Source organism: Bacillus spongiae (assembly GCF_037120725.1).
Taxonomy (GTDB): domain Bacteria; phylum Bacillota; class Bacilli; order Bacillales; family Bacillaceae_K; genus Bacillus_CI; species Bacillus_CI spongiae.
Window position 1 is genome coordinate 124,517 of record NZ_JBBAXC010000011.1, and the last position, 22,820, is coordinate 147,336.

Consider the following 22,820-nt stretch of genomic DNA (forward strand, 5'->3'; position numbering starts at 1 on the left):
TTGTACATGCACTTCACATACTATTCCGTCCAAAGAACGATCTCATTAATGGTGGTGAGGTCGTTCTTAATGTGTTCGGATAGACAAAAAAAGCGATTCAATCTTCTTAAAAAAGAAATGGTCAAGACTAGCCCACACAAAAAAAGAGATGGCTTAATACTATAAGTATTGTACATGCACTTCACATACTACTCCGTAAAAGAATGACCCCACCTATGACGGTGGGGTTGTTTTAATGTCACTTGATTAATAATTGTCGATAAAAGATAAATCTAAAGATCTTACACTATATTCAGTTGTATAATATTTTACAGTAATAAGGGAAGTCATCTTGTTGATTGTATAGAGTACACCCTTATAAGATTATTTCTGACAATAATTAATGAACAAGTTAAAGTAATAAAGGAGGATGGAATGGGTTGAAGGTTACATAGAAAATACTATGGAATTGGATTTATTAAAATCATAGTATATATAAGTAGAGGGATTATCGCTGCTCTCTTCCTATATTTGAATTTTCTTTTGTTTCCTTTCTAATTTTTCTATATATAATATTGGTAAAAGCAGTTGCCATATCTTCTCCTTGTTGAAAATTATAAACAAATGGTCCAACTGCCGCGACGATAGCCACTCTTTGTGCTGTTAGAACAGGATTTGGACTATTAAATATCTTAATTGACTGTTCGTATAGGACTTCGATGCTATTGTGAAACCTATTTTGAAGGAACAAAGAAAACCTCTTTTGATATAAGTTTGCGTAATAATTTTTTAGAACAACAGGCAAACGTAAAGAGCGATTATTTAGAAGAATGTGCCCTACATTGAAAGCATCAACATCAGCAATCAAATCCTTTGGCGGGAAAGTACCAATATCAGGATTGTTTATTAAATATAGGCCCGCACTTAAAATGTCGTGCTGGCCAAGTCCTTTTTTAACTAAGTCCAGAGCATCTTCCATTACGGTTAGTAAATCCCCTGCCCATCCTGCAAAATCAGATTGTACAGCACCGTCTAAAAACAAGAGACTATTTAATGAGGCCGCAAAATGCTCCACTCCTATAGAAATACCACTCGCAGGGTCATAAATTTCTTCTACAGGCATGTCGATGCTACTCTTTACTAAGTGTACAAAATCAGACTCTATGGATCCTGCTAAATTATTCCATAATGTACTATTATATACACTCTCACGAAGTACATGTAATGTTACGATATTTGCTTGAGAGACAGAATAACCATTCTCTAATGCAAGTTGATATATAGCTTCTAACTGTGAGAAAAAAATGTCATTTCGTACAGAAGGATCTAAAGGGACAGCAGAACTAACGCCCCAATCCCTCCCTGATGCAATGTTATTATCAATTTCAATATAACCGTTCCCTGTTCCAACTCTAATAGTAGATATTTGATCAAATACCCAATTTTTAGGGAGGGGGTATCCTACGTTTCCGCTAAATCCAGTGGACATATCACTAATGAAACTAGTAGTTGCAAACCCTTCATCTGAGACGCTTGAACATACATTTCGAGACCCATATATCCCAATTTTATAATAACTACCTTTATTCTCCAAATAGTCATTTATTCCTCTGAAATGTGGAATGATATTGTCTGAAACTTGATATTCTAATGCGTCAAAATCAACAGAAAAGTATATAGTAGTCCCTCTTTTAAATCCATATCTTCTGGCGGCATTATAGGCATCTCGAGCATCTTTTTTCCCTTGTTCTTCATTAAAATAAGAAGCTTCTCCTCCATGCGTTTGAAAAATAGGGAACAGATTCAATCCACTCTCAAAAATAGTTTCTATTTCTCCTGTCTGGATTTTTTTATTTATTCCCCCTTCAGCATTGGTTAAATATCGCCCAATCACTTGATAACCAAAGTCAATAAGAGATTGAGCTCTAGCTGGCGTAACTTCTGTGATGCTATCACATGCGGTTCCTTTACGATTGGGGTCTCCTGTACTAACTAAAACAGAAAGCCAAGTTTGTATATTTCCAATTCCATCAGGAGGTAACCCTACAAACGCTTGAAAGGCAGTAACAGCTACTTTAACATTTTCCCCATAATAACCATCAAATGGCCCAGGGTCAAAATGATTAACATATAAAGCATATTGAAAGAGTTTTACAAACTGTCCACTACTTCCAATCCTTAATGTTGGAAGAGAATTTGTTGTTAGTGGTCCTACTGTTCCAGTCTGTATTCCTGTAGGTATTCCTTTTTCTGTCTGGATTCCATATATTAAGGCTTTATTAGTCCCGCTTTGATAATGACCATCAGTCGGTTGAACGCCAGAAGTAGTAAAATAATTGTAGTTAAGGTCTTTTTGTATTTCTCTAACACGTGTATCACCACCGATGGTGAGGACATATACATCCATGGATAGAAAAGCCTTGAATACATAATCATATACTTTTCCATCACGAATCGGTAGGCCAGCGTCTGTCTGTAATTTTAAGACTGCAGCTTGTGTTCCTTCTTCGAAGCGACCTGTAAAACCACCTGGATTATACCCCTTACAATACATAGCCCCTTGAAGAATGGTAACAATCCTTTTTCCAATCTCATCTGTAGGTACTTTACCAAGTTCCATTTCTCCCCAAGCCTTATACAATGTGGATGCTCCAGGACCAAAGTTATCAGTCGGTGTTGAAATCCCTAATTCAAGCTGTAAAGCTCTTATAAGAGCATAAATACTAGATAATCCTGCTTTCCCAGTTTCTGGTGATGGGTTAAAGCCTTCTCTTCCCCTATATGTTTCATTAACCCATATTTGTACTGCTAATATCGAAGGGTTCATGATTATCTTTCCCCTTTATCTATTGGTAAGAAATAGTATCTTTACTTATTATGATGTATTTTGAGGTTTTGTGAGAACAAGAGAAGTTATAACTTTATTGAACAATTCTCGCTATTCTTTCAACTTTACAATCCACAGGAAATGGTGTGGATATGACTTTCAACTTATTGCAAAAGCTAGCATCTTTATGTAAATTGGTAGCTCTAAAATAAAATTTATTATCTAAGTATTTTCACCTTGTAAATACCCTGCCTTGCATGATGGAAACTGCTAGTAAAAAGAAGCCATTTTGATTATTTTTATTGTAAAATGACTTCTTTTTATTAGTGATAACATAAAGGTTTTATTCGACTGGTCTAGGGCCGGTATCTAAACCAGAGTTTTCTACTGTCATGATTGGGCGAATGGTTACATCAGCATTTACACGAATTTGACAGGATAAACGTAAGTGATCTTCTATTCCTTTCTCTGAAATAGCATTCTTTTCTACATTCGTTAAATCACAAAATTCACCTTCCAATACTTCTACTCTACATGTCGTACATTTTGCATTTCCTCCGCAACGGTGGAGAATATTTACTCCGTTATCTTCAAGTGCTAATACTAACTTTTTCCCTTTTTCTACTTCAAAAGTTTTTTGTCCCAAAACAGTTACCTTTGGCATTTTATTCTCTCCTTTAATGAAATTTAGCTAATCTGAAAATACGATTTCATATTAAACTATTCCTAAGTTTTACTGATCTTAACAGATAATTATATTGTGGACTTTCCGAATTCATGATATTCCATTTCCTAAATGAGCTTCACTCCAGTTGAAACCATGGACTTATAACGGTTTGTTATCAGATGTTTGAGGTTGTATTTCCTCCTAAGATTTAGAAATAGATGGTTTATATAACACCTTCTTCACTTGAAGGGAATGTACCAAGCACTATTTATTTTGGTGTTTTTAAATAACCACACATCTGAAGAGGGAGGTTTGATTACATTAAAAGATTATCTACAAGAAGAAATAAGGTGGCACTCTTAACAGTTAATATGAATTCGGTGGTGAAGTGATACATACGATTAAAAAAGTACGAAATCAGTAAGAATACTCATCAGGTTTCTTCTACTTTTACATATTGATTGTATAAAGCTCTCTACGTCATACGTTTCTAAGGAGGTATTGTCAATGGTAAGCATGGAAGGACTTACTGGGCGTGTGATCCTGCAAGGCTCACCCGGCTATGATGAAGCAAGACTTAACTATAATGGACGCTTTGATAAATTCCCCAAATTGATTGTTTACTGTGAGGTCACACAGGATGTAGTCAACGCAATCCTATGGGCACGTAGGCATTTGATTCCTTTTCGCGTACGCAGCGGTGGGCATAGCTACGAAGCGTTTTCCCTCGTCGAAGATGGACTCATCATTGATGTCAGCGGGTTGCAAAAGCTTCAAATAAATAAAGAGAGAGGCACAGCACAGGTCGGCGCGGGGTTCCGTATGCTACCTTTATATGAAGCGCTTTGGAACCAAAGGGTGACCATCCCATCCGGTACTTGTTCAAGCATTGGTGTATCGGGTATAACGCTAGGAGGAGGATACGGGTTGTTGTCCAGGAAATTGGGAATGACCTGTGATAGTGTACTAGAATTGGACATGGTTACAGCAAAAGGGAAAATTATTCGGGTCAATGATCGTCAGCATAAAAGCCTGTTTTGGGCTTGTCGCGGGGGAGGGAATGGCAGCTTTGGTGTGATTACCTCCTTTACTTTTCGTGTGGACCCGATTGAGAATGTTACTCGTTTCAAATTAACATGGGACTCTGCAGATCTCAAAAAAGTTTTGCGTTATTGGCAAACATGGGCGCCCCATGCTGATACCCGTCTGACATCGATACTATTAGCTCCTGCACAAAAGCAGGGCGATCTCCGCTCCAGTGGCGTATTTGTCGGTTCGGAACAGGAGCTCAGGCAAATTATGCGTCCGCTACAAGATGCGACTCACCCCAAGAATGTTGAGTTTCAGTCGATTACTTGGATTGAAGCTGCTCGCAGGTTTGCAGGACGACCCGTAAAGCAAGACAAATTTAAAAACTCTTCAGCCTATGTTTACGAACCTTTGTCAGATGTGGCACTTGATGTATTAATTCATCATTTGCAAACCGCTCCAGGTCCAGCCAATGTAATCACGTTGGATCCTTATGGTGGTGCAATTAAACAAATTCCTCCTAATGAAACGGCATTCGTACATCGGAATGCCTTGTTCGTTATCCAATTCCAATCTTTTTGGTCGAAGGATGCGGAAGCAACTAAAAATATCCAATGGATTGAGAAATTCCGCGAATCCATGCTCCCATATACTCGGGGATCGGTTCGCAACTACAGCGACGCTATGATTGCTGATTGGCCCACTGCTTACTTCGGAGAAAACTTAGCTCGACTAAAGAAAGTGAAACAAATGTACGATCCCGAGAATCTATTTCACTTTGAACAAAGCATTCCAAAATAAAAAATTGATGATAACGATTAATTAATTGAATAGTCTCCTCTTTTGAAACTGTATAGATTGTGTGCGTATCTTTTAATTCTATAAATGTGCTTCTTTGTCCTTTTTCACCTATCAATAAATTCAATCTTTGGTGTAAAAAATTTATAAATTAAACTTGGGGTCAGCCGTATTACTATGCTAAACTCTTTTACAGCACTTGAAAATATGCTTTGAAGGACATCGATATATGACCAATAAGAAGGAATGTTCACAACACCTATCGTTTTTGAATGGTAGAAGAGCTGCTTTTTTAGAAATGAAGATCCAAAAATTGAGGATAAAGCTATAATTAATGCCGCTTCTCAAACTATAACACCTTCGAAAGTTTGACCTATTGCTACCTTTCTATTAGACGAGCCAAATCACCTAAATGTTTCTGTAAATTCTTTTTTAACACAGAGACCACCCCAAATACGAAAATAAGGAACACTTTAAAACTACCTAAGTAATAAATCGTTTATTTATATAGAGAATAAAGAGCATGGCAATTAGGGAAAAGGAGTGTAGATTCGTCATTTCAATTTCGCTGTAGGTAATGAACTTAGTGCTAGGAAAAGCGAAATACCCTAAGATACATACGGAGAATGATGTGAAGTGTCATGCACATAGAGGATGTGTTGACCTTTTTGGTTTTGACCGATTTGTTATATAGAATAAAATATTTTGATAAATTATTCGGACTAGCCTGCACATCTATGCATTTCATTCATACGATATAGTGTACAGGCTTTTCAGGTCTCAAAATTAAGTACTACTCCTTTTAAGCACCTTATTATCGCTGATAGTGAGGTGCTTCTTTTCGTCTCTTTTTTAAGCTAACGAGAGGGAAATGGACCACTACTGCCCTGAATAATACGAGAAGCGGTTTTTGATTTAGTTTCTTTTAGACGTTGATTTGAAGTGAGTATGCAACCTCTTTTTTAAAACGTGGGAGAAGCTAATGAGGGTTGTTCAATGATGGCGGAGATTGAATTTGGGAACGGTCAATATCTATGAAGCAAGGAGAGGAAAAGAACGCCACTACTGAATGAGTGAAAGGGTTTAGCGTGTAAGCTGTTAACTATATCCTTCTTTTCTTGCTATTCTTATCGGTAAGGATTATTATTTGGTCGATAAGGATTTCTAGTCTATTTTTAGGTAGAATGAGTGTATGGTCTAGTAAAATACTCATAATATATTAGACACAAAAATAGGGACTTTCGGTGCTTTTTTTATATATGACTCGAATGTCTCTTCTTTTTTTCGGAAAATTCTGTAATTATGCTATAATTAAAGGACAATAACTTTTCTTTGGAAAGTCGGCTTCATACCCTGGAAAGGGGGGAAGGCGATGACGGTATTCGAATCATTAATGCTTGCTGTAGCATTTGCTGGGCTCGTTATGTCGATACTGTCCTTCGACAAGAATGACAAAAAATAGACCGCCCTTATTCGCGTAGGGGGGCGATCTATTCGAGTAATTGCCGACTCTCTAAGAATCGTTTATTGTAAAGACCGTTTAGTGTGGTAGCACTTGCGGTCTTTCTTATTGTATGCAGTTACTGCTTGTCTATGTTTAGGTTAGCATAAATGTTACAAAAAGTACAATGAGTAAGCAGGTTGTTTCTGGAAAAGAGCAACATTTTGATGTCGGATTAATCTAAAGGATTATATCTTCAAATGTATCAATGACAAGGCCAATTGTCGATTCTAACTGACCGATTGGGTCGTGGTTTCGTAAATTACCAAAGTCTAAACCAGTTAATGCTTCAATTCTTACAATTGGTACTTGAAATGTTTTATATTTTCCATATGCAAACTCTAAATTGTTTATAAGATTTTTTTGAGACTGCAAATAGCCTGTGACTGATAGGCCGCTTCCTTTTTTTACAATCACTGCTATCTTCCAAAAATCTGCGGGAATTTGTACTCCTCGATAAATCATATCATCACTTCTAAATATCGGACCAGTAAACACGGTACCGGTAAGATTGAAGTTTTCAGCATGATGTAATAGGTAATCCTCTAAATCGAGCCATGTCTTCTGATTAAAATGTTTATGTTGTGGAGAGCAATTTGTGAAATGAAAGGTATCCTTATTGGCTTTCGCCGCTGTTTCCCCCCAGACCGGGTCAAGTCGGCGAACAAGATGACCTCTGTCAAGAGGATTGTTCTTATACAGTTCGGGTCCACATTGATATTTTTCATCAATACGAGGGTCGAAATGCCATTTTTTTTCGCGTTTTAGGCGTATTAGTTTTGCGCCATCGATGTTTACGACTGTATAGAAAGCTAAACGACGAGATTTACTCATAACGATGGAAAAGTGTGTATAATCTAGTTCCTTACTGCCGTTTTTCAGCAAGGCTATGTCCTGCTCAAGATCTGGTCGCAAAGTTGGGTGTGGCACTTCATATTCAGAACCTAGAAATTTAGGGTCATAGCCGGTCGTCCCCTTATACCAGTCCAGTCCTAAATCTTCAACTAGTATATCTTCACGTTTTTTATCTGTAAATTCCCAACCACGGGAGAGGTAGTCAAGGAACTTTCTCTGCTCATCACTTAAGTCAGCATAGTGCTCCATAATATATTGTAAAATACTACTAATTCGAATTCCTTCGTTAGCTATGAATGTTGAAGGGTCGTTTGGATTTCGAACACCAGCATGATGAAGGGCTATTACCTCCCATTCGTCATTAAAAACAGCTGAACCAGATGAACCTTCAAGGGTGTCTGTTTCGTAGTGAACAAAATCTTCAAATATATCGGTTATTTTGTTTTCCCTAATCGCTATTGCTTTCGGTGCACCAGAAGGGTGCTGAACAATGGAAACGTGCTCACCTTCTAATGCTTTCCCTTTTTGCGGCTTAAGAGGAAGATAACCAAAATCACTCAAATGTGTTCCACTTCCGGATACTTCGTCGACAGCGACTAAAGTGAAATCAAGTTTTTGGTTTGTCATGAAAAAACGCTGAGGTGCAAAGCGGAAATTTTTACTTTCTCGCTCTTTATAATTAAGGTCAAGTTCATAGTTAAACTGAGCAAGGCTAAAAAGTGCAGCTTCCTCATTTTCTAAAACATGATTATTTGTCAGCAATAAGGAAGGGGATACTAAAAAGCCTGTACCGTACCCAAGAACTCTACCGATACTATCACGAACTTCAATCCTACAAATAGGTTTTGCTGCCTTAAGCCCTGCTTCAAGGTAAGAGATTGGAAACAAATCATTTTTTCTTATAATTCTTTCTAGTGCCAACCCATTTCGAGGGTTAATTCTTGATTTGCGAAAAATGACCCGTTCAGGCTTCCCTACTTCGAATGGGTTTTTAGTTTGTAGATCTTTCACAGTTTGCTCCCGTTCTTTAGATCGTTCCATATATCGATTGAGTGCTTGTTGTTGCTGCATCGCAACGAGCTCCTTGTTTAAACGTTGAGAATTGTTAACATGAATAATAGACATATTAATCCTCCTTCAAGTACTTTATTTAGTATATGAATATAGAAAAACCTAAGAGGATGTTTAAAAAGGATATATTCTTTGGATAAATTCTTTATCTTTATCGGAGAGGGTAACACCTCCAACGACTTCATAATCTTCAATTGTAAGTTCATTTTGAATGGAGTAAAGCATGATAGAAGTAGGGTCAAAGGTTGTGAAACTAGTTATGGTTTTGCTATATCGAGCAAAAATATTGTGATCTACGGCTTCTTTTGACCAATAATTAGGAGGCCCCATATAATATCGGTAAACGGCTTCTTTATTCCAAGGTATATTGGTGGTGGGATTTTGGTGTTCATGGATACAACCAAGGGCATGTCCAAACTCATGCAACACTACTCTAGAATATTCTACTTCCGGTGTGCTTGGGGTTAGCCAGCCATAATTCATAGTTGCTTCGTTTAAAGGAATATTTTTGCAGTAAGTTCCCAGGTATGACCAACTACCATCATTTTCATCAAATGAAATGCGTATTTCAGCATTCTGTTCATTGCCAAATTCAAACCGGATGTTAGCATGCTCCTCCCATTTTTTCGCATATTTAATTACTTTTTCTTGAACGGTAGGATCTCCTTCTAAGAAGCGAACATGAATGGTTTGTCCAGGCTCCCACCTATATTGATTGAGGATGGCTATTTCATTTTGCGATTGAGGTGGTAGTTTGTCGATACAAGCTTTAATCTTTTCGACCATCTTGTTTTCCCCCTTCATAATTCGTGTATTTTATATCGTTTAGAAATGACATTGAACCCCAGAGCTGTAGGCTGTAATGCATTCTTTTTGAAAAAAGGATTGTTCAAGTTGACGAAGTAGTTACCGACTTGGTGATAATGAGGAGTTCTATAAAATAATGGAATGATGACTGAAATGTTCATGTCGTTAGGGATGTAGGTCCTTGCATAATTTTAATGGAGTTGATTGAAAAATTAACGGTCGTTAGCTTGCGTTATTTGTACAGGCTTAGATTTTCTGAAATGACGATAGGAGCATAGTGAATAAAATGAAGGAAATAATACAAAATTCTTGATGAATATCATGTAAATATAGAATATTATAACATTTTTATTGTTTTTGTAGTTGCTTTTTGAGAGATTTATGAAAGAAATGGTGAAAAAGGATCAATCATAACAAATGAAGGTATTTTTCGGCTTTGACCAGTTCACGCTAGTAAATTGATTTTAAAAAGGGAAATTCAGGAGGTAGAAATGCTGTACAGAGGCCAATGCTACTCATTTACGGGGATTTATAAGTTCCAGTAAAGTAGATGTAGCGTTGAAATTAAATAATGGGATGGGCGGTGCAGATGAAGGTTATATGGGGATGAAGGGTCGTGCAAGATGCTGGACATTTGAAAAAGCGTATAAAAAGGCTTTCATTCAATGTATGAAAGGAAGCGAGGGTTCTACGATATGTAGAAACCCTCGCTTTTCATTTTTCAAGTCTTAGCTATCCGCACACAATTCTAATATCATTATATATTTTTTAGAATAATAAGTCTATTTATTCTGTCAGTATCTTTTATAATCGATTATAGGGTACTTAGAAATAAAAAGGTAGGTGGCTTTATAGGTGGTGTTTGATCAATCTCCTTATCGTATTCGTGTTGAATGGGGAAAACGTGGGGCAAGAGAGGCAGCTGAAAGAGGCGATATTGTCATTATCGTCGATGTACTGAGTTTTTCATCTACTGTTGTATCAGCTGTAAAGTATGGTGCTACTATTTATCCATATCCTCCTAGTTTGGACGGAAAAGAGTTTGCTAAAAAAATAGGTGCTGAATTTATTTTAGGAAGGTCTGAGGCAGCTAAGGGTGGAAATCCAACTTTATCTCCTAGTTCTTTCAATCCAACCCATTTTAATGAAAAGTATGTCTTAACATCACTCAATGGATCCTTTTGTACGTGGGTTGCTGCTAAGGTTCCTGCTCTTTTCATCGGGTCTTTATTAAACGCTTCATCTGTCGCCTTGGTTGCCAATCAATATAGCACAAACACGAAAGCAAACATTACAGTTGTTCCTTGTGGGGAGCAGTGGGGGGATGTTCGAAAGGAAGAGGATACTCTTCGGCCATCCATCGAAGATTATTTAGGCGCTGGTGCGATTCTTACTTCTTTAGACGGTGAAAAATCACCTGAAGCAGAGGTGTGTATGGCAGCATTTCCCCAAGTAAAAGAACGAATAGCTCAATTAATTTGGGATTGTGGAAGCGGTCGAGAATTACGTGAACGAGGGTTTGCAGTGGATGTTGAGCACTGTAGTCAGTTAAATAAATATCAAGTTGTTCCATTATTGCACAATCATTATTTTGTAAACGCAGCTTCGTCGTCGAAGACTTGAAGGGTGGATAAAACGATGTAACGGCGTGGCGGCCAAGTATTTAAACAATTATCTCGCTTGGTTTCAAGTGTTAGAGAGGGTTCATCATAATGAAATAAATTCACGATGAACGATATGATGATAAAAGGGAATTAAATTCTATGTGTCGAAACATGTGATACGCTTAGAATATCCAAGTTCACACTGTAAATTTTATTTCTTATTCAACTAAATAGGTAGTTCTGTTAAGGGAAGAGGCTGACAATTATGAAAGATAAAAGATGTAAAAATGTTTATATAGTAACCAAAGAACATACGAGTAACTATCCCAATCCAATTAGACTTTTTAAAGGTCAGATTGTTATTGTGGGGAAAAAGTATGAAAGTTACGAAAATTGGGATAATTGGATATATTGTTACACTAAAGATCGACAACTAGAAGGTTGGGTACCAGAACAAATAATTCATATGCAAGGTGAACACGGATTGATTTTAGAGAATTATATTGCGAAAGAATTAGAGGTTAATGTTGATGAACAGCTTATAAAGTTTAAGGAACTTAATGGGTGGTTATGGGTTAAAAAGATAACGAATTCTGAAGAAGGTTGGGTACCTAAAGAAAATGTAAAAGAAGTAATCGACTACTAATCAAAAGGACTGTTTTCGAGTTCTTTAGCTCAATTGCAGAGTTGCAGTAGTTGTTCTTCTGGTCATTACTGCTTTTTGTTCAAAGTAACGTTGTCTATGTAGAGAGGATAGGAAAAGAAAGTTTCACATTTTTTTTCCTATCCTCCTTTTTTCTCTTTATTGTCAGTCTGTAGTGAATAGCCATTCTTTCTGTTTTTCTTAAACAGTTGAGTGGAGAGCACTTAAAAATTACAGGTGGTATGTGGATTTTACAGAAGGTGGTAGACACTAAGATGATGAAGAGGCTAGTATATAGAGGAATATACAAAGGGCCACAAGAAAATGTGTAGTCACGATGATACGGTAATAGAAGGGGAAAGGGATAAATGAACATATTTCCAGATAAGCTGGCGATAGAAAACGTGAAAATTTATGGTGAGTCATCTATTTTTGATAGCGGATTTATAAAAATAGATAAAGGAATGATAAGGGAAATTGGCAGTATGGATGAACTCACTTCAATGGACGGTTACTATAAACTACCTGTACCAAATGGTATGTGTATCGTACCAGGAATGATAGATCTTCATATCCATGGAGTAAATAGTGCAGATGCAATGGATAGTACTTTTGAAAGCTTGGATAGAATGACTATGGCTTTACCGAAGGAGGGGACTACTAGCTTTTTAGCGACTACCATGACAGAAAGAATACCAATAATTGAACAAGCATTGGGTAACATTGGTGATTATATAAACCAAGGTCAAAGGGTAGGAAGAGCAGAATTAATAGGGGTTCATTTAGAAGGGCCTTTCATTAATAAGGAAAAAGCAGGAGCGCAACCGATTGAGTATATATTAATGCCGGATGTGAATTTATTCAAAAGGTGGTTAGAGTACTCAAAAAATACAATAAAAGTAGTTACGTTAGCCCCTGAAGTCGATAAAGATTTTCAACTTGTTCACTATTTAAGTAAAAACGGCATCGTAGCTTCTGCCGGTCATTCGAATGTTTCTTTTGAGAGAGCATATGAGGCAATTGATGAAGGTATTAACCATATAACACATCTTTTTAATCAAATGTCGGGATTTCACCACCGTGATCCTGGGTTGGTTGGGGCAGCATTCACCCGAAAAGAAGTGATGGTGGAATTAATTGCGGATGGGATTCATGTTCGACCGGAAGTGGTTGATATTGCTTTTAGGCAAGTGACAGAAGAGCGGATGATCTTAATCACGGATTCAATGAGAGCGAAGGGGATGAAGAATGGTGATTATGATTTAGGGGGGCAACAGATTACCGTGAAAGATGGAAAAGCACTTTTAGACGAAAATACGTTAGCTGGAAGTGTGTTAAAAATGATTGACGCTTTTAAAAATATTCAACGTTTTGCTCAGTGTGACATTGTACAAGCCATTAAGATGACATCTGAAAACCCGGCTAAACAGTTAAATCTTTTTCACCGAAAAGGAAGTGTAGCTCCTGGAAAAGACGCTGATTTAGTTCTTCTTGACCAAGAGCTAAATGTTTATATGACCATTTGTCGTGGCAAGGTTGCTTTCAATAGAAGTGACGAGTGAAAGCGGCCATCCATATATGATCTTTCAAAACAGAAAGAAGGAGGGGTTAGTCATTATTCATTTCTTCAATAAAACGATGTAGTTTATCCAAATTGGTTACATTTTGATTGCATTCATGGCTATCTTGACAAATATAATTCCCTTTTTTAGTAAAAGTACCTTTTACGGATGTTTTTGTTTCTACTATAAACATGCCGATCTTGCTATGATGATTACAGATTGTACAAATTCCTTTTTTATGACTGTTTTTAAAGCTTCCTTTTATGCCGATTAACTTCCCCTGATGTTGCGCGACAATGTATTTTCTCTCAGTACCTGCATCATTCCATCCTAAGTAGGAGATTTCTTTAAAGTCGAGTTCCGTTAAATTAGGCATTTTCAATTTTTTTACTTTCGGGAATAATCTTTTCAATGTCTTTTCGTTTATGTGCTGAAAGGGAATGACGTATGCTTTTAACTTTGCTAGAAAAGCTTCTGCTTCCAATGATTCTGTTATTGTTAATAAGGGGCTCAACAATGCTTTTTGTTCATTTGTAATATTCTCAAATAAATTCATTCCTTTATCGTAGGCAATGGAATGTAGTGCGTCAAGGACGCTTTTATCGTTAACGGTACTATTTCCATGTACAAGAATTTTCGTTTGCGCCTTTATAAACTGGTATTCATCACTCGTCAAAAACGCATCCATTTTACTTCCTCCTATATCACTAAAATTGTTCTTCTTTTAGTGTAAAGGTTTTTTCACTGTTATTATATGTCGAGTTTAGCTTAGAAATAAATCTACCAAAATGAAGCACTGACCAAGTTGATCAGTGCTTACGAGTGTGCTTATTTGGAGTAAATAATTTTTTTAATCGTTTCAATTGAAAGGAAATACTCTTCGGAAAGTTCACTTATCGATGCGCCGTCTTCTTTATAGGCTTTTTTAATCGAGCGGTTTCGATCGTCAATTGCTTGTCTTCCTCCTGAGAGCGTTCCCCATTGTTGATAATTTTTTTTAAGCTTTGGAATATAAATCGCTTCACCTTGAACGTATTGTTGAAGTTCCTTAATAAGCTTTTCAGGTAAAACGGTTGCTGCATTAACATACTTCATTTCAGTCAGCTCCTTATTTATTTTTTCAAATAAGGGGCAAAACCTACTTGTTAGGCGATTATTACATTTTTATCTCATGCAAAGGCTCGCCCATTTTACCATAGGCTTTGCATGAGCTGTTACAATATTAGGCAAATATAATTTCGCTGCTGCATTTACCATGTTCATCACCACCTTTAAAAGGAATTATTCGACATTGTTAATTAAGGAAAAAAGATTTCTATCCTACATTAAATGTACTTACTGTAGCTTTTATTGTTGGGAAAAAGTTCTAAAAATTCTTTCTTATTCATTTTATTTCATTTTTAATAAATATTCCAATTTAAGTTTATCTTATTAAAGTTTATTTAATGAGCCAAATACTCATAAACCAAATCTTGAATCACTTCATCCAGGCCTTCCTCTTCTTCCTGTAGTCGGATCTCTATGCTTTGAAGGAGGCGTTTCCATTCCTCTTTCGTTAGAGGAAGAGAGGTCTCTTGGTACCCGTATTGATAAAAGCATTGAATCACTTTTTTCTTTAGAAACTCTTTGTCCATTCTCTTCACCTCTATTCTATTATACACGTATTCACAAAGTCCTATATTTTCCATGTTTACTAATTGGTTCTTATTGAAAACGAACGTATATTCGTATAAACTTTGAATATAATAAAACAGAACAAATGTTCTTTTGGAGGGAGAAAGATGGTCGTTGATTACAGTAGGCTACCACTACGTAAAATTTTGTGCATTGATATGAAGAGCTTTTATGCCAGCTGTTCGGCCGTTATGATGGGGTTAAATCCACTTGAATGCTATTTAGCCGTTGTGGGAGATAAAAGTCGTCAAGGTAGTATCGTTTTAGCTGCTTCTCCAAAATTGAAAAAGGAGTTTGGCATTAAAACAGGTTCACGTATGTTTGAAATTCCGAACGATTCTCGCATTGTTTTGGCGGAACCAAAGATGGAAACCTATATCCGAATTTCGACTGAAATTACTCGACTATTTCACCGATATGTCCCAAAAGAGGCCATTCATACGTACAGTGTCGATGAAAGCTTTCTTGCTATTGATGGAGCGTTCAATTTATGGGGAGATGCTCATACGATTGCCAACAAAATTAAATTTGAAATAGAAAAAGAATTCCAACTCCCGTGTGCAATTGGAATTGGACCTAATATGCTGATGGCTAAGCTCTGTCTAGACTTGGAGGCAAAAAAGAAGGGGATAGCCGAATGGGGCTATGAGGATGTACAGACAAAACTATGGACTATCTCTCCCTTAAGTGAAATGTGGGGAATTGGCAAGCGTGTAGAACGTACATTAAATCGGATGGGGATTTTTTCTGTTGGTCAACTAGCCCGCTTCGACCTTGAGAAGCTTGAAGCGAAGTTTGGTATTATGGGGAATCAACTTTACTATCACGCATGGGGAGTCGATCTATCCGAAATAGGTGCCCCTATTATGGAAGGGCAAATTAGCTTTGGAAAAAGCCAAATTCTTCTTCGAGATTATAAAGAGGTAGGGGAAATTAAGCATGTCATGCTAGAAATGTGTGAGGAGGTGGCACGGCGGGCACGGCAGCATAAAAAAGCAGGGCGCACAATTAGTTTGGGAATTGGATATAGTCAGGAAGAGTTTGGTGGCGGCTTTCATCGCTCTCGCTCCATTGAACATCCCACGAATATTACGATGGAGATTTATCGAGTATGCTTGAAGCTGTTTTATATGCATTATGAGAAAAAAACAGTGCGTAAAATTTCCATTACTCTTTCAAATATTATAGAGGATGAATCAATTCAACTCGATTTATTTCGTCCGAATTTATCAAAGAAGCGAGAGCTTGGTTATGTAATGGACCGATTACGAAACCGCTACGGATCAGGTGCCATTCTTCGAGCGGTTTCTTATACGGATGCAGGAACTTCAAGACATCGAGCCCGTTTAGTTGGTGGGCATAAAGCATAGAAAGGAAGATGGATATGATTCGCGATCGTGGAAAAATGAAGTGGACGTCAATGATGCTTCCAGAGCATGTGAAGCAGCTCCGTGATTGGTCGAAAGAGGATGCGTTTGAAAAGGAAAAAGAAATGGACGAACAGCAGCTAGAAGAGATGAATACCATCGCTGCTGAGGCTATGGAATATGGAAGCTGTATCACCATCACACATTATGCTCATCACCGCTATGAAAGCCTGGTTGGAACGATTCATTATTGGGATGTGAACGGAGAAAAGCTTCATTTTGAGGATCAGTCTGGCAACAAGCATTACATCTGGCTGAAGCACATTGTAGATCTTCGTATGACGAATGAATCAAATATAAAAGACTGACTCTATCGTTTAGAGCCAGTCAATATTATTAGGCAGCAACACGTGGAAAGAGAATGTTGTTTTCTAAATGAATATGCTGATATATATCTGTTTCAAGAGCTTCAAGACGTTGATAAACAAGGCGATAGGTTCCACAAGCACCTTCTGGCGGTGTGAAATCATTTGTGATGGTACGCATTTCTTTTAACAGATTTACTGTTGAAATATGTTCATTTTCAAGTTCTTGAATGACCTTCATTATTTTTTCACGATGTTCGAGCGTAGGCTGTTTTTCAAAAGCTAATAGAGCTGGGAAATCGTCCTGTTCTTCTTTTGCTATATGTTGTTCTAGCATAATTTTTAACTCTTGAAAAAGCTTATTAACCGTCATTAAATGAGGGTTCGTTTCTCCATGTACTCGAGAAACCTTCGTGACATAAGGCGTCAAAAGTGGCAGCTCCTCGTTTAAATAATGATGGTGCTTCGCAATAATATGGTTAATAATAGTAGAAGAAGAGGCATGCTCCCAATCAATGGTTGATTCCTTTAATGCATTTGTTTCATGGTACAATTTATTTAAATTGCTAAGCACTACATCTAAAGATATATTTTTCTCTTCTGTTGCTTCAATTAAAGACTTATTCCCCCCACAACAAAAGTTAATTTGATACGATTTGAATAGGTCACTAGCTCGAGGGAATCTCTTTACGATCTCAGCCACTGTTAGCGTTTCAGTAAATACTTGTTCCATGATTATTCCTCCATTCATCAAAATCTATTTATAGAATAACAGGAGATTGAATAGGTAGTTGTGATATGAATCACAAGTTAGAATGAAAGTTGGACCTTCTTTCTGTTGGCTGGCTGTATAGATGAAAAATTGTTCATAAAGCTGTAATGAAGTATTACAAAAATAAAAAAATCCATTTTCATCAAAATGGATTTCACTCTTCTTCTAGGTTGTCATAATAAAAAAGTGCCTCTTTATTAATAGGAGCGTACAGGTGAAATGAGATAGGTATGAAGGTCGTTACCAACCGGTTCAATAAGAACAGGACGCATTGAACCGCTAAAGCTTAAGCGAACCTCTTCTTCTTTAATCACTTTTAGAGTATCTATTAAGAAACTTCCATCAAGTGAGATGTTTAGCTCAGTTTCACCGGAAATACTGTTTAACTTTTGTGTTTCTTCTATTTTTCCTACCTCAGTTGAATTGGATGAGATGATGAAATTTGAGTTCCCCTTCACCTCGAAATGAATCGTATGATTTCTCCTTTCACTAGCAAATATACAGGCCCTGTCCACACCATTTAATAATTTTGTTGTATTTAATGTCATGATTGTTTTATGTTCTTGTTGTAATAAACCGGATACGCTAGGATAGTTTCCTTCAATTAATCTTGAATACAAGGTAGTAAACAGGGATTTAAATACTACATTATGATCTGTTATAACAATGTCGATAGGTGTTGTTGAATCGCTCCCTATAATGGTAATTAACTCACGAAAGGCTTTACTTGGCACAATGCAAGAACGCTGTAAGTTAGACGTTATTTTAAGCTTTCTGAATGATAATCTATGGGAATCTGTTGCAACACAAGAAAGGTAGTTTTTTTGAAAAGCAAGATGAACCCCCGTTAATATTGGTTTCGCCTCGTTTTTAGAAACAGCAAACACTGTTTGTTTCGCTATGTCTAATAAGTCTTTGCTTGGAACGCTCACATAATGGTCATGAGCCACTTTCGGTAATGGTGGATATTCGTCTGGGTTAAACCCGTTCAAAGTGGTGATGATTTCGTCTGACTCCATCGTCACTAAATGATCATCGTTAGCGGTAAGTCGGATGTTACGTGGGAACTTCTTAACAATATCGTGAAGCAACTTAGCAGAAACGACGGTGCTACCTGTTTTATACACATCTACTACTTTTACACGACTTATTGTGTTACGGAGTACCTTTTCTATCACAATGTCAGAATTGCTGCCTATAAGAGTGACACAATCCTTCATCGCCACAATTTTAATTCCAGTTAATATCGGAAGAGGTGCTTTGGGTGAAACGACTTTGCTCATCTCTAAAATGGCTTTTTTGAAAAAATCATTGTTAACTATAAATTCCATCATGCAGTACCTCCTTTTGTTATAAAGAAAAATGTAAGTATAAGGTATAAAAAACAAGAACATACATTCTTATTGTAGCATGATAAAAATAGAAATGGTAGACCATTTCATTCATAGTTTAAAAGGTGAGTTTAGGGAAGAGGGTTAAATAGTAAGGTGCTGTCTCTTAAATCGGAATAGAGAGAGGAAGCTATCCATTGACAGAGCGACACGTCATTTCTGTTGTGAAAACGTTTGGACAGTGAGATAGGAAAGAATAAATAGTATAGGGAAAGAGGTTCTTCTCAGAATGTTCAGAAGTAGTTGGTCATGTCTATAGAAATAAGGGGAAGTTTGTGGCTATTGTCAGTCCTATAACGGCATACATGTTGCTCATCATAGAACCGACTATTATAGCCTTACATATAATAGCAAACATTAATGGTAAAATACAACAATGTTTTTGTTAAAAAATGTGAAAAAAATAGTACAAAACATAGAAAATGAATCAATAAGAATATTTGCAGCATCTTAAAGTACTTCCTAACGTTCTCCATGAATGTACTTTCAACTCAACTTAATTTCGAAAGAGATACAGAAAAAAACCTGAAACGGATTCAGGTTTTTTTGTATGTTCTAGTTAGTAGAGTCCTGATTCATGTTAGCCATATCCTGCATAACATCGGCAGCAACGTCTGCTAATAATTCTGAAATATGAATTTCCCGGGAAGTTTGTGCCCCGTGTTTTAACACTTTTCCAATTAAGTATTGAGTTTTTTCTTCCCCTGCACGTTCGATGAACCTCTCTTTTTCAAGCTCAATCGCAGCCTTCTCATCTTTGATGGCCAAATCAACGATTTCTTTAATCATTTCAATGTCACGTTGCTCAAGGAAGGTTAGTGGGGTTACGACTTTCTCCAACGTTTGTTCAATAGAATCTGATGGGATAAATCGCGTAATATAGCCGAATTGTTCTGCAGTGCGAGCATCCATATCAGCACTCGTTAGGAGGTACTCCAACGCTCTTGTTCGTCCTAATCGGCGAGCAGCTTGAACAGTCCCTTGTCCACCTGGAGGAATGTTTGTGCTTATTTCAGGCTGTCCGAACACTGCGTTTTCAGTTCCATACGCAATGTCGCATGCCATAACAAATTCATTTCCTCCACCACGAGCAGCTCCGTCAACTATGGCAAATGTAATGGCATGTGTATTTCTTACATCTTCAATTAGCTGCATGAAGTTTTTTGTTCCTGTTATTCCTTCTTCTTTACGATTAATAACGGTAACGTCTAAGTGCGCACTAAAGAAGTGTTGATTAGAAGAGCGGAAAATGATGACTCTAAGTTGATTGTCTTTATTTAATTCTGCAAGGACTTGTTGTAGTTCAGTAATCAGCTCATTTGTTAAAAGGTTCACTTCACCATGATTGATGTTAACAGTAGCTACTGCAGCTTCTTTTTGTACGTTTACACTATTTGTATTCAAAAAAAACCCTCCACGACTATTTTATAAAGCGTTTATACTTTAACCATTTATGAAAATTTATATTCTATTCTGAGAGTACATGTAGAACGAAGATTCTTTGCTTTTTCCTAAATCAATGTGAGTTTAACTAAAGGCAGACGAAAGATAGAGTGAACTTCATGAAAAGTGAGATTAAAAGAAAGGTATTGACGTAAATATATCCTAATGTTAGGATATATAAATGTAGGATATATTTAGAGTTTAAAGGGAGGGTAAACATTAAGCGTAATATGGAATGCAGACATTGAGTACAAAAAGTGTATAGACGATAAATTATTTTTTAAACAAATAAAAAGGATCGTTTTTGATTCTCTACATTATGTAAATAAGGAGAGTGTACGTATGAAAAGGGTTAATTATATTATTCAAGGATTACTTTCAGTGGCATTTATTCTTTCTGGGGGGATGAAATTAATTGGTGGGGCAGAACAACTTCAGCCAATGGCAGAGGGATTTGGTTATTCGGTAGAATTTATGTATTTCATTGCGGTTTGTGAAATTTTAGGGGGACTAGGTTTAATTGTCGCTTTTTGGAAGCCGAACTTAAGTATAATTGCTTCGGGAGGATTAGTCATTCTAATGGCTGGTGCAGTGTTCTCACACTTAAGTGCAGAACAGGGTATAGGAGCAGCGATGCCTTCGTTAATTCTGCTATTGTTAGGGTTAGTTCTATTGATTGGAAGGGGAAAAAGTATGATGGAAAGTATTAAAAATTCCCCGTCATCTTAATGAGTGAAAAAGAATAAAAAGCTTACAAAAGCATTAATAACATTATAAATAAAAGAATATAGATAAAATCAACTGCCCCTTTTAGGAAAGGGGCAGTTCTTCTATGGATTTTCTATGGAAGTATTTGTATAACGGTAAAATGCCGATTCTCTTCACCCTATTCTGGAATAACAGCTTTTCGTAAGTTAATAACATTATTAGGGTTTGTTGACCATTTGTTCATTAGTTCCATTTGTTTCTGTTTTAAATCTTCATAAGGCTCTTCTATAGCGTCAATTTCATGAAATTTTTTATCATATATTTTTGTATCTTTTATTTTTTTATAACCGCCGAAACCTATGTCGTCGTTTAATAACCAAACTACTTTTTTAATATTGGCAAAAAGTATTCCACCCGTGCACATTGGACAAGGTTCCAAGGTAGTGTATAGGGTAAACTTTTCACGATTAATTTTAGCTTTGAAGATTGATTTACCAGCATTACGGATAGCGTCAATTTCTGCGTGAGCAGTTGCATCTTGTTGAGGGTGTACTCTATTACGCCCTTTTGCAATGATATTTTGATTTTCATCCACTATTACAGCACCAACCGGATAAGTATTCTCTTCCAAGGCTTTCTCTGCTTCTTCAAGAGCTAACTCTAAATAAAATCTATCTTTATTTGTATTCAATATTTCCTCCTCAGACATATCTTCGAATCTGTCATTAAACTCATTTTAATATAATTATTTCAATGTCACGAATCTAGTTTATAACATAACAAAGCACATTATTTGTTCAATTTAGTTGAAGGCAGATGATACTTTTTGTTTTAAGTAGTTATATTGCTTGGCATTTGTATCGGCAAATGCTTCTTCTCGGTTAGAAAGTAAATCCTTATAAGTGATGTTCTCCATAAATTGAGAAGCTGTTAGATCGTACCGTTCTTTATTAATGAAGTTATAAAAATGCCATCCACCGGGCAGTTTGGTTTTCCTTATTTCTCCGCTGAAAATATCATTTATTACTAAAGCGGTTACACCACATTGTCCTTTAGCAGGGTTGTCCTTACTCCATTTTGAACTTGATTCTATAGACCAGGATTCTAACAACACCTTCATTATTTCGTCTATTTTTTTCTCCATAAAGATCCTCTTTTCTGAAGTAGATTAACGCAAACCAACGGGATGAAGTGAACCTTCCTACTTATTTCTTATTTAAGAAAAACTCTTTTACTTCCTGCCAATTATTCACTCTAATATAGGATGTACTCTTCAAGTTATGAGGAGCTGAAAATAATATTCCTTGTCCTTTGAAATGTTCAAAGTGTCTAGGGCTATCATCGATTAAATAGTCAGCATTAATAATACTTTTTTTACCACAAAAAACAAAATTAAGGTCCGAGAGAAAAGGAAAGTGTTCCTTTAGCCATTCGTATTTTGCGGAAAAAGAAGAAGGGTGTTCCATAGCTGCAGTGGTAATGAAAATCTCGTAATAATTACTTAGTTCTTTTATTACTTCTTGGCTGCCTTCCATTACCTCTAAATCTCTAAAGAAACCTGGATTATCAACATATGCAAGGATTTCACTTTTCAAATGTGGTCTTACATTCCAAAGTCTTGTACCTTGTAAATCCTCCAATGTTAAAGCTTCATTGTATTCTTGGTTGTAAAGATCCAAATGTTTCTTCTGAAAATCAGCTATTACTTCATCCATATCAATCGCTATCGTTTTCATTTGTTTCCTATAATTCTGCAT

The 22,820-nt window shown here is 36.6% G+C and carries 22 protein-coding genes and 1 pseudogene; 10 read left to right on the forward strand and 13 right to left on the reverse strand.

Going from position 1 to position 22,820, the window contains the following annotated elements; all coding sequences use genetic code 11:
* Positions 1-487: 487 nt before the first annotated feature.
* A complete protein-coding gene (locus WAK64_RS14205) occupies positions 488-2,806 on the reverse strand; it encodes a glycoside hydrolase domain-containing protein (RefSeq protein ID WP_336587646.1) in 2,319 nt (772 codons plus the stop codon).
* A gap of 343 nt (positions 2,807-3,149) precedes the next feature.
* Complete coding sequence (locus WAK64_RS14210; protein WP_336587647.1) at positions 3,150-3,470, reverse strand: 2Fe-2S iron-sulfur cluster-binding protein; 321 nt, start codon at positions 3,468-3,470, stop codon at positions 3,150-3,152.
* 510 nt (positions 3,471-3,980) lie between these two features.
* Between WAK64_RS14210 and WAK64_RS14215 the strand changes: the two genes are divergently transcribed.
* Together WAK64_RS14215 and WAK64_RS14220 are read left to right on the forward strand one after the other, a co-directional pair.
* Positions 3,981-5,303 carry an FAD-binding oxidoreductase gene (locus WAK64_RS14215; RefSeq protein ID WP_336587648.1) on the forward strand — a complete coding sequence of 441 codons (1,323 nt, stop codon included), beginning with the start codon at positions 3,981-3,983 and terminating at the stop codon, positions 5,301-5,303.
* 1,369 nt (positions 5,304-6,672) lie between these two features.
* Positions 6,673-6,762, forward strand: a complete 90-nt coding sequence (locus WAK64_RS14220; RefSeq protein WP_336587649.1) for a putative holin-like toxin — start codon at positions 6,673-6,675, stop codon at positions 6,760-6,762.
* 219 nt (positions 6,763-6,981) lie between these two features.
* On the opposite strand, the gene WAK64_RS14225 is transcribed toward WAK64_RS14220, so the two are convergent.
* The gene (locus WAK64_RS14225) at positions 6,982-8,781 is read right to left on the reverse strand and encodes a DNA/RNA non-specific endonuclease (RefSeq protein WP_336587650.1); all 1,800 of its coding nucleotides are present in this window, start codon (positions 8,779-8,781) and stop codon (positions 6,982-6,984) included.
* Positions 8,782-8,841: 60 nt separating this feature from the next.
* Entirely contained in the window at positions 8,842-9,513 is a 672-nt protein-coding gene (locus tag WAK64_RS14230; protein ID WP_336587651.1) for a M12 family metallopeptidase, read from the reverse strand.
* A gap of 579 nt (positions 9,514-10,092) precedes the next feature.
* Here WAK64_RS14230 and WAK64_RS14235 point away from each other — a divergent pair.
* The 5 genes and pseudogenes from WAK64_RS14235 (at position 10,093) to nagA (ending at position 13,343) form a co-directional block, all read left to right on the forward strand.
* Positions 10,093-10,266 (forward strand): hypothetical protein, encoded by a 174-nt coding sequence (locus WAK64_RS14235; protein WP_336587652.1) that lies wholly within the window; start codon positions 10,093-10,095, stop codon positions 10,264-10,266.
* Positions 10,267-10,389: 123 nt separating this feature from the next.
* Positions 10,390-11,157: a 2-phosphosulfolactate phosphatase gene (locus WAK64_RS14240; protein WP_336587653.1), complete on the forward strand. Its 768-nt coding sequence runs from the start codon at positions 10,390-10,392 to the stop codon at positions 11,155-11,157.
* Positions 11,147-11,292 (forward strand): annotated as a pseudogene (locus tag WAK64_RS14245) (IS1595 family transposase); the annotation flags it as partial. The gene WAK64_RS14240 and the pseudogene WAK64_RS14245, both read left to right, overlap by 11 nt.
* Before the next feature lie 111 nt (positions 11,293-11,403).
* Positions 11,404-11,784: an SH3 domain-containing protein gene (locus WAK64_RS14250; protein WP_336587654.1), complete on the forward strand. Its 381-nt coding sequence runs from the start codon at positions 11,404-11,406 to the stop codon at positions 11,782-11,784.
* 365 nt (positions 11,785-12,149) lie between these two features.
* Positions 12,150-13,343 (forward strand): N-acetylglucosamine-6-phosphate deacetylase, encoded by a 1,194-nt coding sequence (gene nagA, locus WAK64_RS14255; RefSeq protein WP_336587655.1) that lies wholly within the window; start codon positions 12,150-12,152, stop codon positions 13,341-13,343.
* A 46-nt stretch (positions 13,344-13,389) separates the two neighbouring features.
* Here the strand turns inward: nagA and WAK64_RS14260 are convergent, their stop codons facing one another.
* From WAK64_RS14260 to WAK64_RS14270, 3 genes are all read right to left on the reverse strand, one after another.
* Positions 13,390-14,031 carry a FusB/FusC family EF-G-binding protein gene (locus tag WAK64_RS14260; RefSeq protein WP_336587656.1) on the reverse strand — a complete coding sequence of 214 codons (642 nt, stop codon included), beginning with the start codon at positions 14,029-14,031 and terminating at the stop codon, positions 13,390-13,392.
* A gap of 140 nt (positions 14,032-14,171) precedes the next feature.
* Complete coding sequence (locus WAK64_RS14265; RefSeq protein WP_336587657.1) at positions 14,172-14,438, reverse strand: CD3324 family protein; 267 nt, start codon at positions 14,436-14,438, stop codon at positions 14,172-14,174.
* A 347-nt stretch (positions 14,439-14,785) separates the two neighbouring features.
* Positions 14,786-14,977: a YqzH family protein gene (locus WAK64_RS14270; protein WP_336587658.1), complete on the reverse strand. Its 192-nt coding sequence runs from the start codon at positions 14,975-14,977 to the stop codon at positions 14,786-14,788.
* Positions 14,978-15,124: 147 nt separating this feature from the next.
* Here WAK64_RS14270 and WAK64_RS14275 point away from each other — a divergent pair, with 147 nt between their 5' ends.
* Both WAK64_RS14275 and WAK64_RS14280 read left to right on the forward strand, forming a co-directional pair.
* The gene (locus WAK64_RS14275) at positions 15,125-16,387 is read left to right on the forward strand and encodes a Y-family DNA polymerase (protein WP_336587659.1); all 1,263 of its coding nucleotides are present in this window, start codon (positions 15,125-15,127) and stop codon (positions 16,385-16,387) included.
* Positions 16,388-16,401: 14 nt separating this feature from the next.
* Positions 16,402-16,752 (forward strand): YolD-like family protein, encoded by a 351-nt coding sequence (locus tag WAK64_RS14280; RefSeq protein ID WP_336587660.1) that lies wholly within the window; start codon positions 16,402-16,404, stop codon positions 16,750-16,752.
* 28 nt (positions 16,753-16,780) lie between these two features.
* On the opposite strand, the gene ric is transcribed toward WAK64_RS14280, so the two are convergent.
* From ric to WAK64_RS14295, 3 genes are all read right to left on the reverse strand, one after another.
* Positions 16,781-17,482 carry an iron-sulfur cluster repair di-iron protein gene (gene ric, locus WAK64_RS14285; protein WP_336587661.1) on the reverse strand — a complete coding sequence of 234 codons (702 nt, stop codon included), beginning with the start codon at positions 17,480-17,482 and terminating at the stop codon, positions 16,781-16,783.
* A 236-nt stretch (positions 17,483-17,718) separates the two neighbouring features.
* Entirely contained in the window at positions 17,719-18,855 is a 1,137-nt protein-coding gene (gene dnaN, locus WAK64_RS14290; RefSeq protein WP_336587662.1) for a DNA polymerase III subunit beta, read from the reverse strand.
* A 612-nt stretch (positions 18,856-19,467) separates the two neighbouring features.
* Positions 19,468-20,316: an enoyl-CoA hydratase/isomerase family protein gene (locus WAK64_RS14295; RefSeq protein ID WP_336587663.1), complete on the reverse strand. Its 849-nt coding sequence runs from the start codon at positions 20,314-20,316 to the stop codon at positions 19,468-19,470.
* 381 nt (positions 20,317-20,697) lie between these two features.
* Here WAK64_RS14295 and WAK64_RS14300 point away from each other — a divergent pair, with 381 nt between their 5' ends.
* Positions 20,698-21,084, forward strand: a complete 387-nt coding sequence (locus tag WAK64_RS14300; protein ID WP_336587664.1) for a DoxX family protein — start codon at positions 20,698-20,700, stop codon at positions 21,082-21,084.
* A gap of 157 nt (positions 21,085-21,241) precedes the next feature.
* Here the strand turns inward: WAK64_RS14300 and WAK64_RS14305 are convergent, their stop codons facing one another.
* The 3 genes from WAK64_RS14305 to WAK64_RS14315 all read right to left on the reverse strand — a co-directional run bounded on the left by WAK64_RS14305 (position 21,242) and on the right by WAK64_RS14315 (position 22,820).
* A complete protein-coding gene (locus WAK64_RS14305; RefSeq protein ID WP_336587665.1) occupies positions 21,242-21,754 on the reverse strand; it encodes a nucleoside deaminase in 513 nt (170 codons plus the stop codon).
* 111 nt (positions 21,755-21,865) lie between these two features.
* Complete coding sequence (locus WAK64_RS14310; RefSeq protein WP_336587666.1) at positions 21,866-22,207, reverse strand: YunG family protein; 342 nt, start codon at positions 22,205-22,207, stop codon at positions 21,866-21,868.
* 61 nt (positions 22,208-22,268) lie between these two features.
* A complete protein-coding gene (locus WAK64_RS14315) occupies positions 22,269-22,820 on the reverse strand; it encodes a 5' nucleotidase, NT5C type (RefSeq protein ID WP_336587667.1) in 552 nt (183 codons plus the stop codon).

What these genes read in the sequence shown, in the direction of transcription:
- WAK64_RS14205 (WP_336587646.1), bottom strand. Translation starts at nt 2,806, where the DNA reads ATGAACCCTTCGATATTAGCAGTACAAATATGGGTTAATGAAACATAT.
- WAK64_RS14210 (WP_336587647.1), bottom strand. Translation starts at nt 3,470, where the DNA reads ATGCCAAAGGTAACTGTTTTGGGACAAAAAACTTTTGAAGTAGAAAAA.
- WAK64_RS14215 (WP_336587648.1), top strand. Translation starts at nt 3,981, where the DNA reads ATGGTAAGCATGGAAGGACTTACTGGGCGTGTGATCCTGCAAGGCTCA.
- WAK64_RS14220 (WP_336587649.1), top strand. Translation starts at nt 6,673, where the DNA reads ATGACGGTATTCGAATCATTAATGCTTGCTGTAGCATTTGCTGGGCTC.
- WAK64_RS14225 (WP_336587650.1), bottom strand. Translation starts at nt 8,781, where the DNA reads ATGTCTATTATTCATGTTAACAATTCTCAACGTTTAAACAAGGAGCTC.
- WAK64_RS14230 (WP_336587651.1), bottom strand. Translation starts at nt 9,513, where the DNA reads ATGGTCGAAAAGATTAAAGCTTGTATCGACAAACTACCACCTCAATCG.
- WAK64_RS14250 (WP_336587654.1), top strand. Translation starts at nt 11,404, where the DNA reads ATGAAAGATAAAAGATGTAAAAATGTTTATATAGTAACCAAAGAACAT.
- nagA (WP_336587655.1), top strand. Translation starts at nt 12,150, where the DNA reads ATGAACATATTTCCAGATAAGCTGGCGATAGAAAACGTGAAAATTTAT.
- WAK64_RS14260 (WP_336587656.1), bottom strand. Translation starts at nt 14,031, where the DNA reads ATGGATGCGTTTTTGACGAGTGATGAATACCAGTTTATAAAGGCGCAA.
- WAK64_RS14265 (WP_336587657.1), bottom strand. Translation starts at nt 14,438, where the DNA reads ATGAAGTATGTTAATGCAGCAACCGTTTTACCTGAAAAGCTTATTAAG.
- WAK64_RS14270 (WP_336587658.1), bottom strand. Translation starts at nt 14,977, where the DNA reads ATGGACAAAGAGTTTCTAAAGAAAAAAGTGATTCAATGCTTTTATCAA.
- WAK64_RS14275 (WP_336587659.1), top strand. Translation starts at nt 15,125, where the DNA reads ATGGTCGTTGATTACAGTAGGCTACCACTACGTAAAATTTTGTGCATT.
- WAK64_RS14280 (WP_336587660.1), top strand. Translation starts at nt 16,402, where the DNA reads ATGATTCGCGATCGTGGAAAAATGAAGTGGACGTCAATGATGCTTCCA.
- ric (WP_336587661.1), bottom strand. Translation starts at nt 17,482, where the DNA reads ATGGAACAAGTATTTACTGAAACGCTAACAGTGGCTGAGATCGTAAAG.
- dnaN (WP_336587662.1), bottom strand. Translation starts at nt 18,855, where the DNA reads ATGATGGAATTTATAGTTAACAATGATTTTTTCAAAAAAGCCATTTTA.
- WAK64_RS14300 (WP_336587664.1), top strand. Translation starts at nt 20,698, where the DNA reads ATGAAAAGGGTTAATTATATTATTCAAGGATTACTTTCAGTGGCATTT.
- WAK64_RS14310 (WP_336587666.1), bottom strand. Translation starts at nt 22,207, where the DNA reads ATGGAGAAAAAAATAGACGAAATAATGAAGGTGTTGTTAGAATCCTGG.
- WAK64_RS14315 (WP_336587667.1), bottom strand. Translation starts at nt 22,820, where the DNA reads ATGCAGAATTATAGGAAACAAATGAAAACGATAGCGATTGATATGGAT.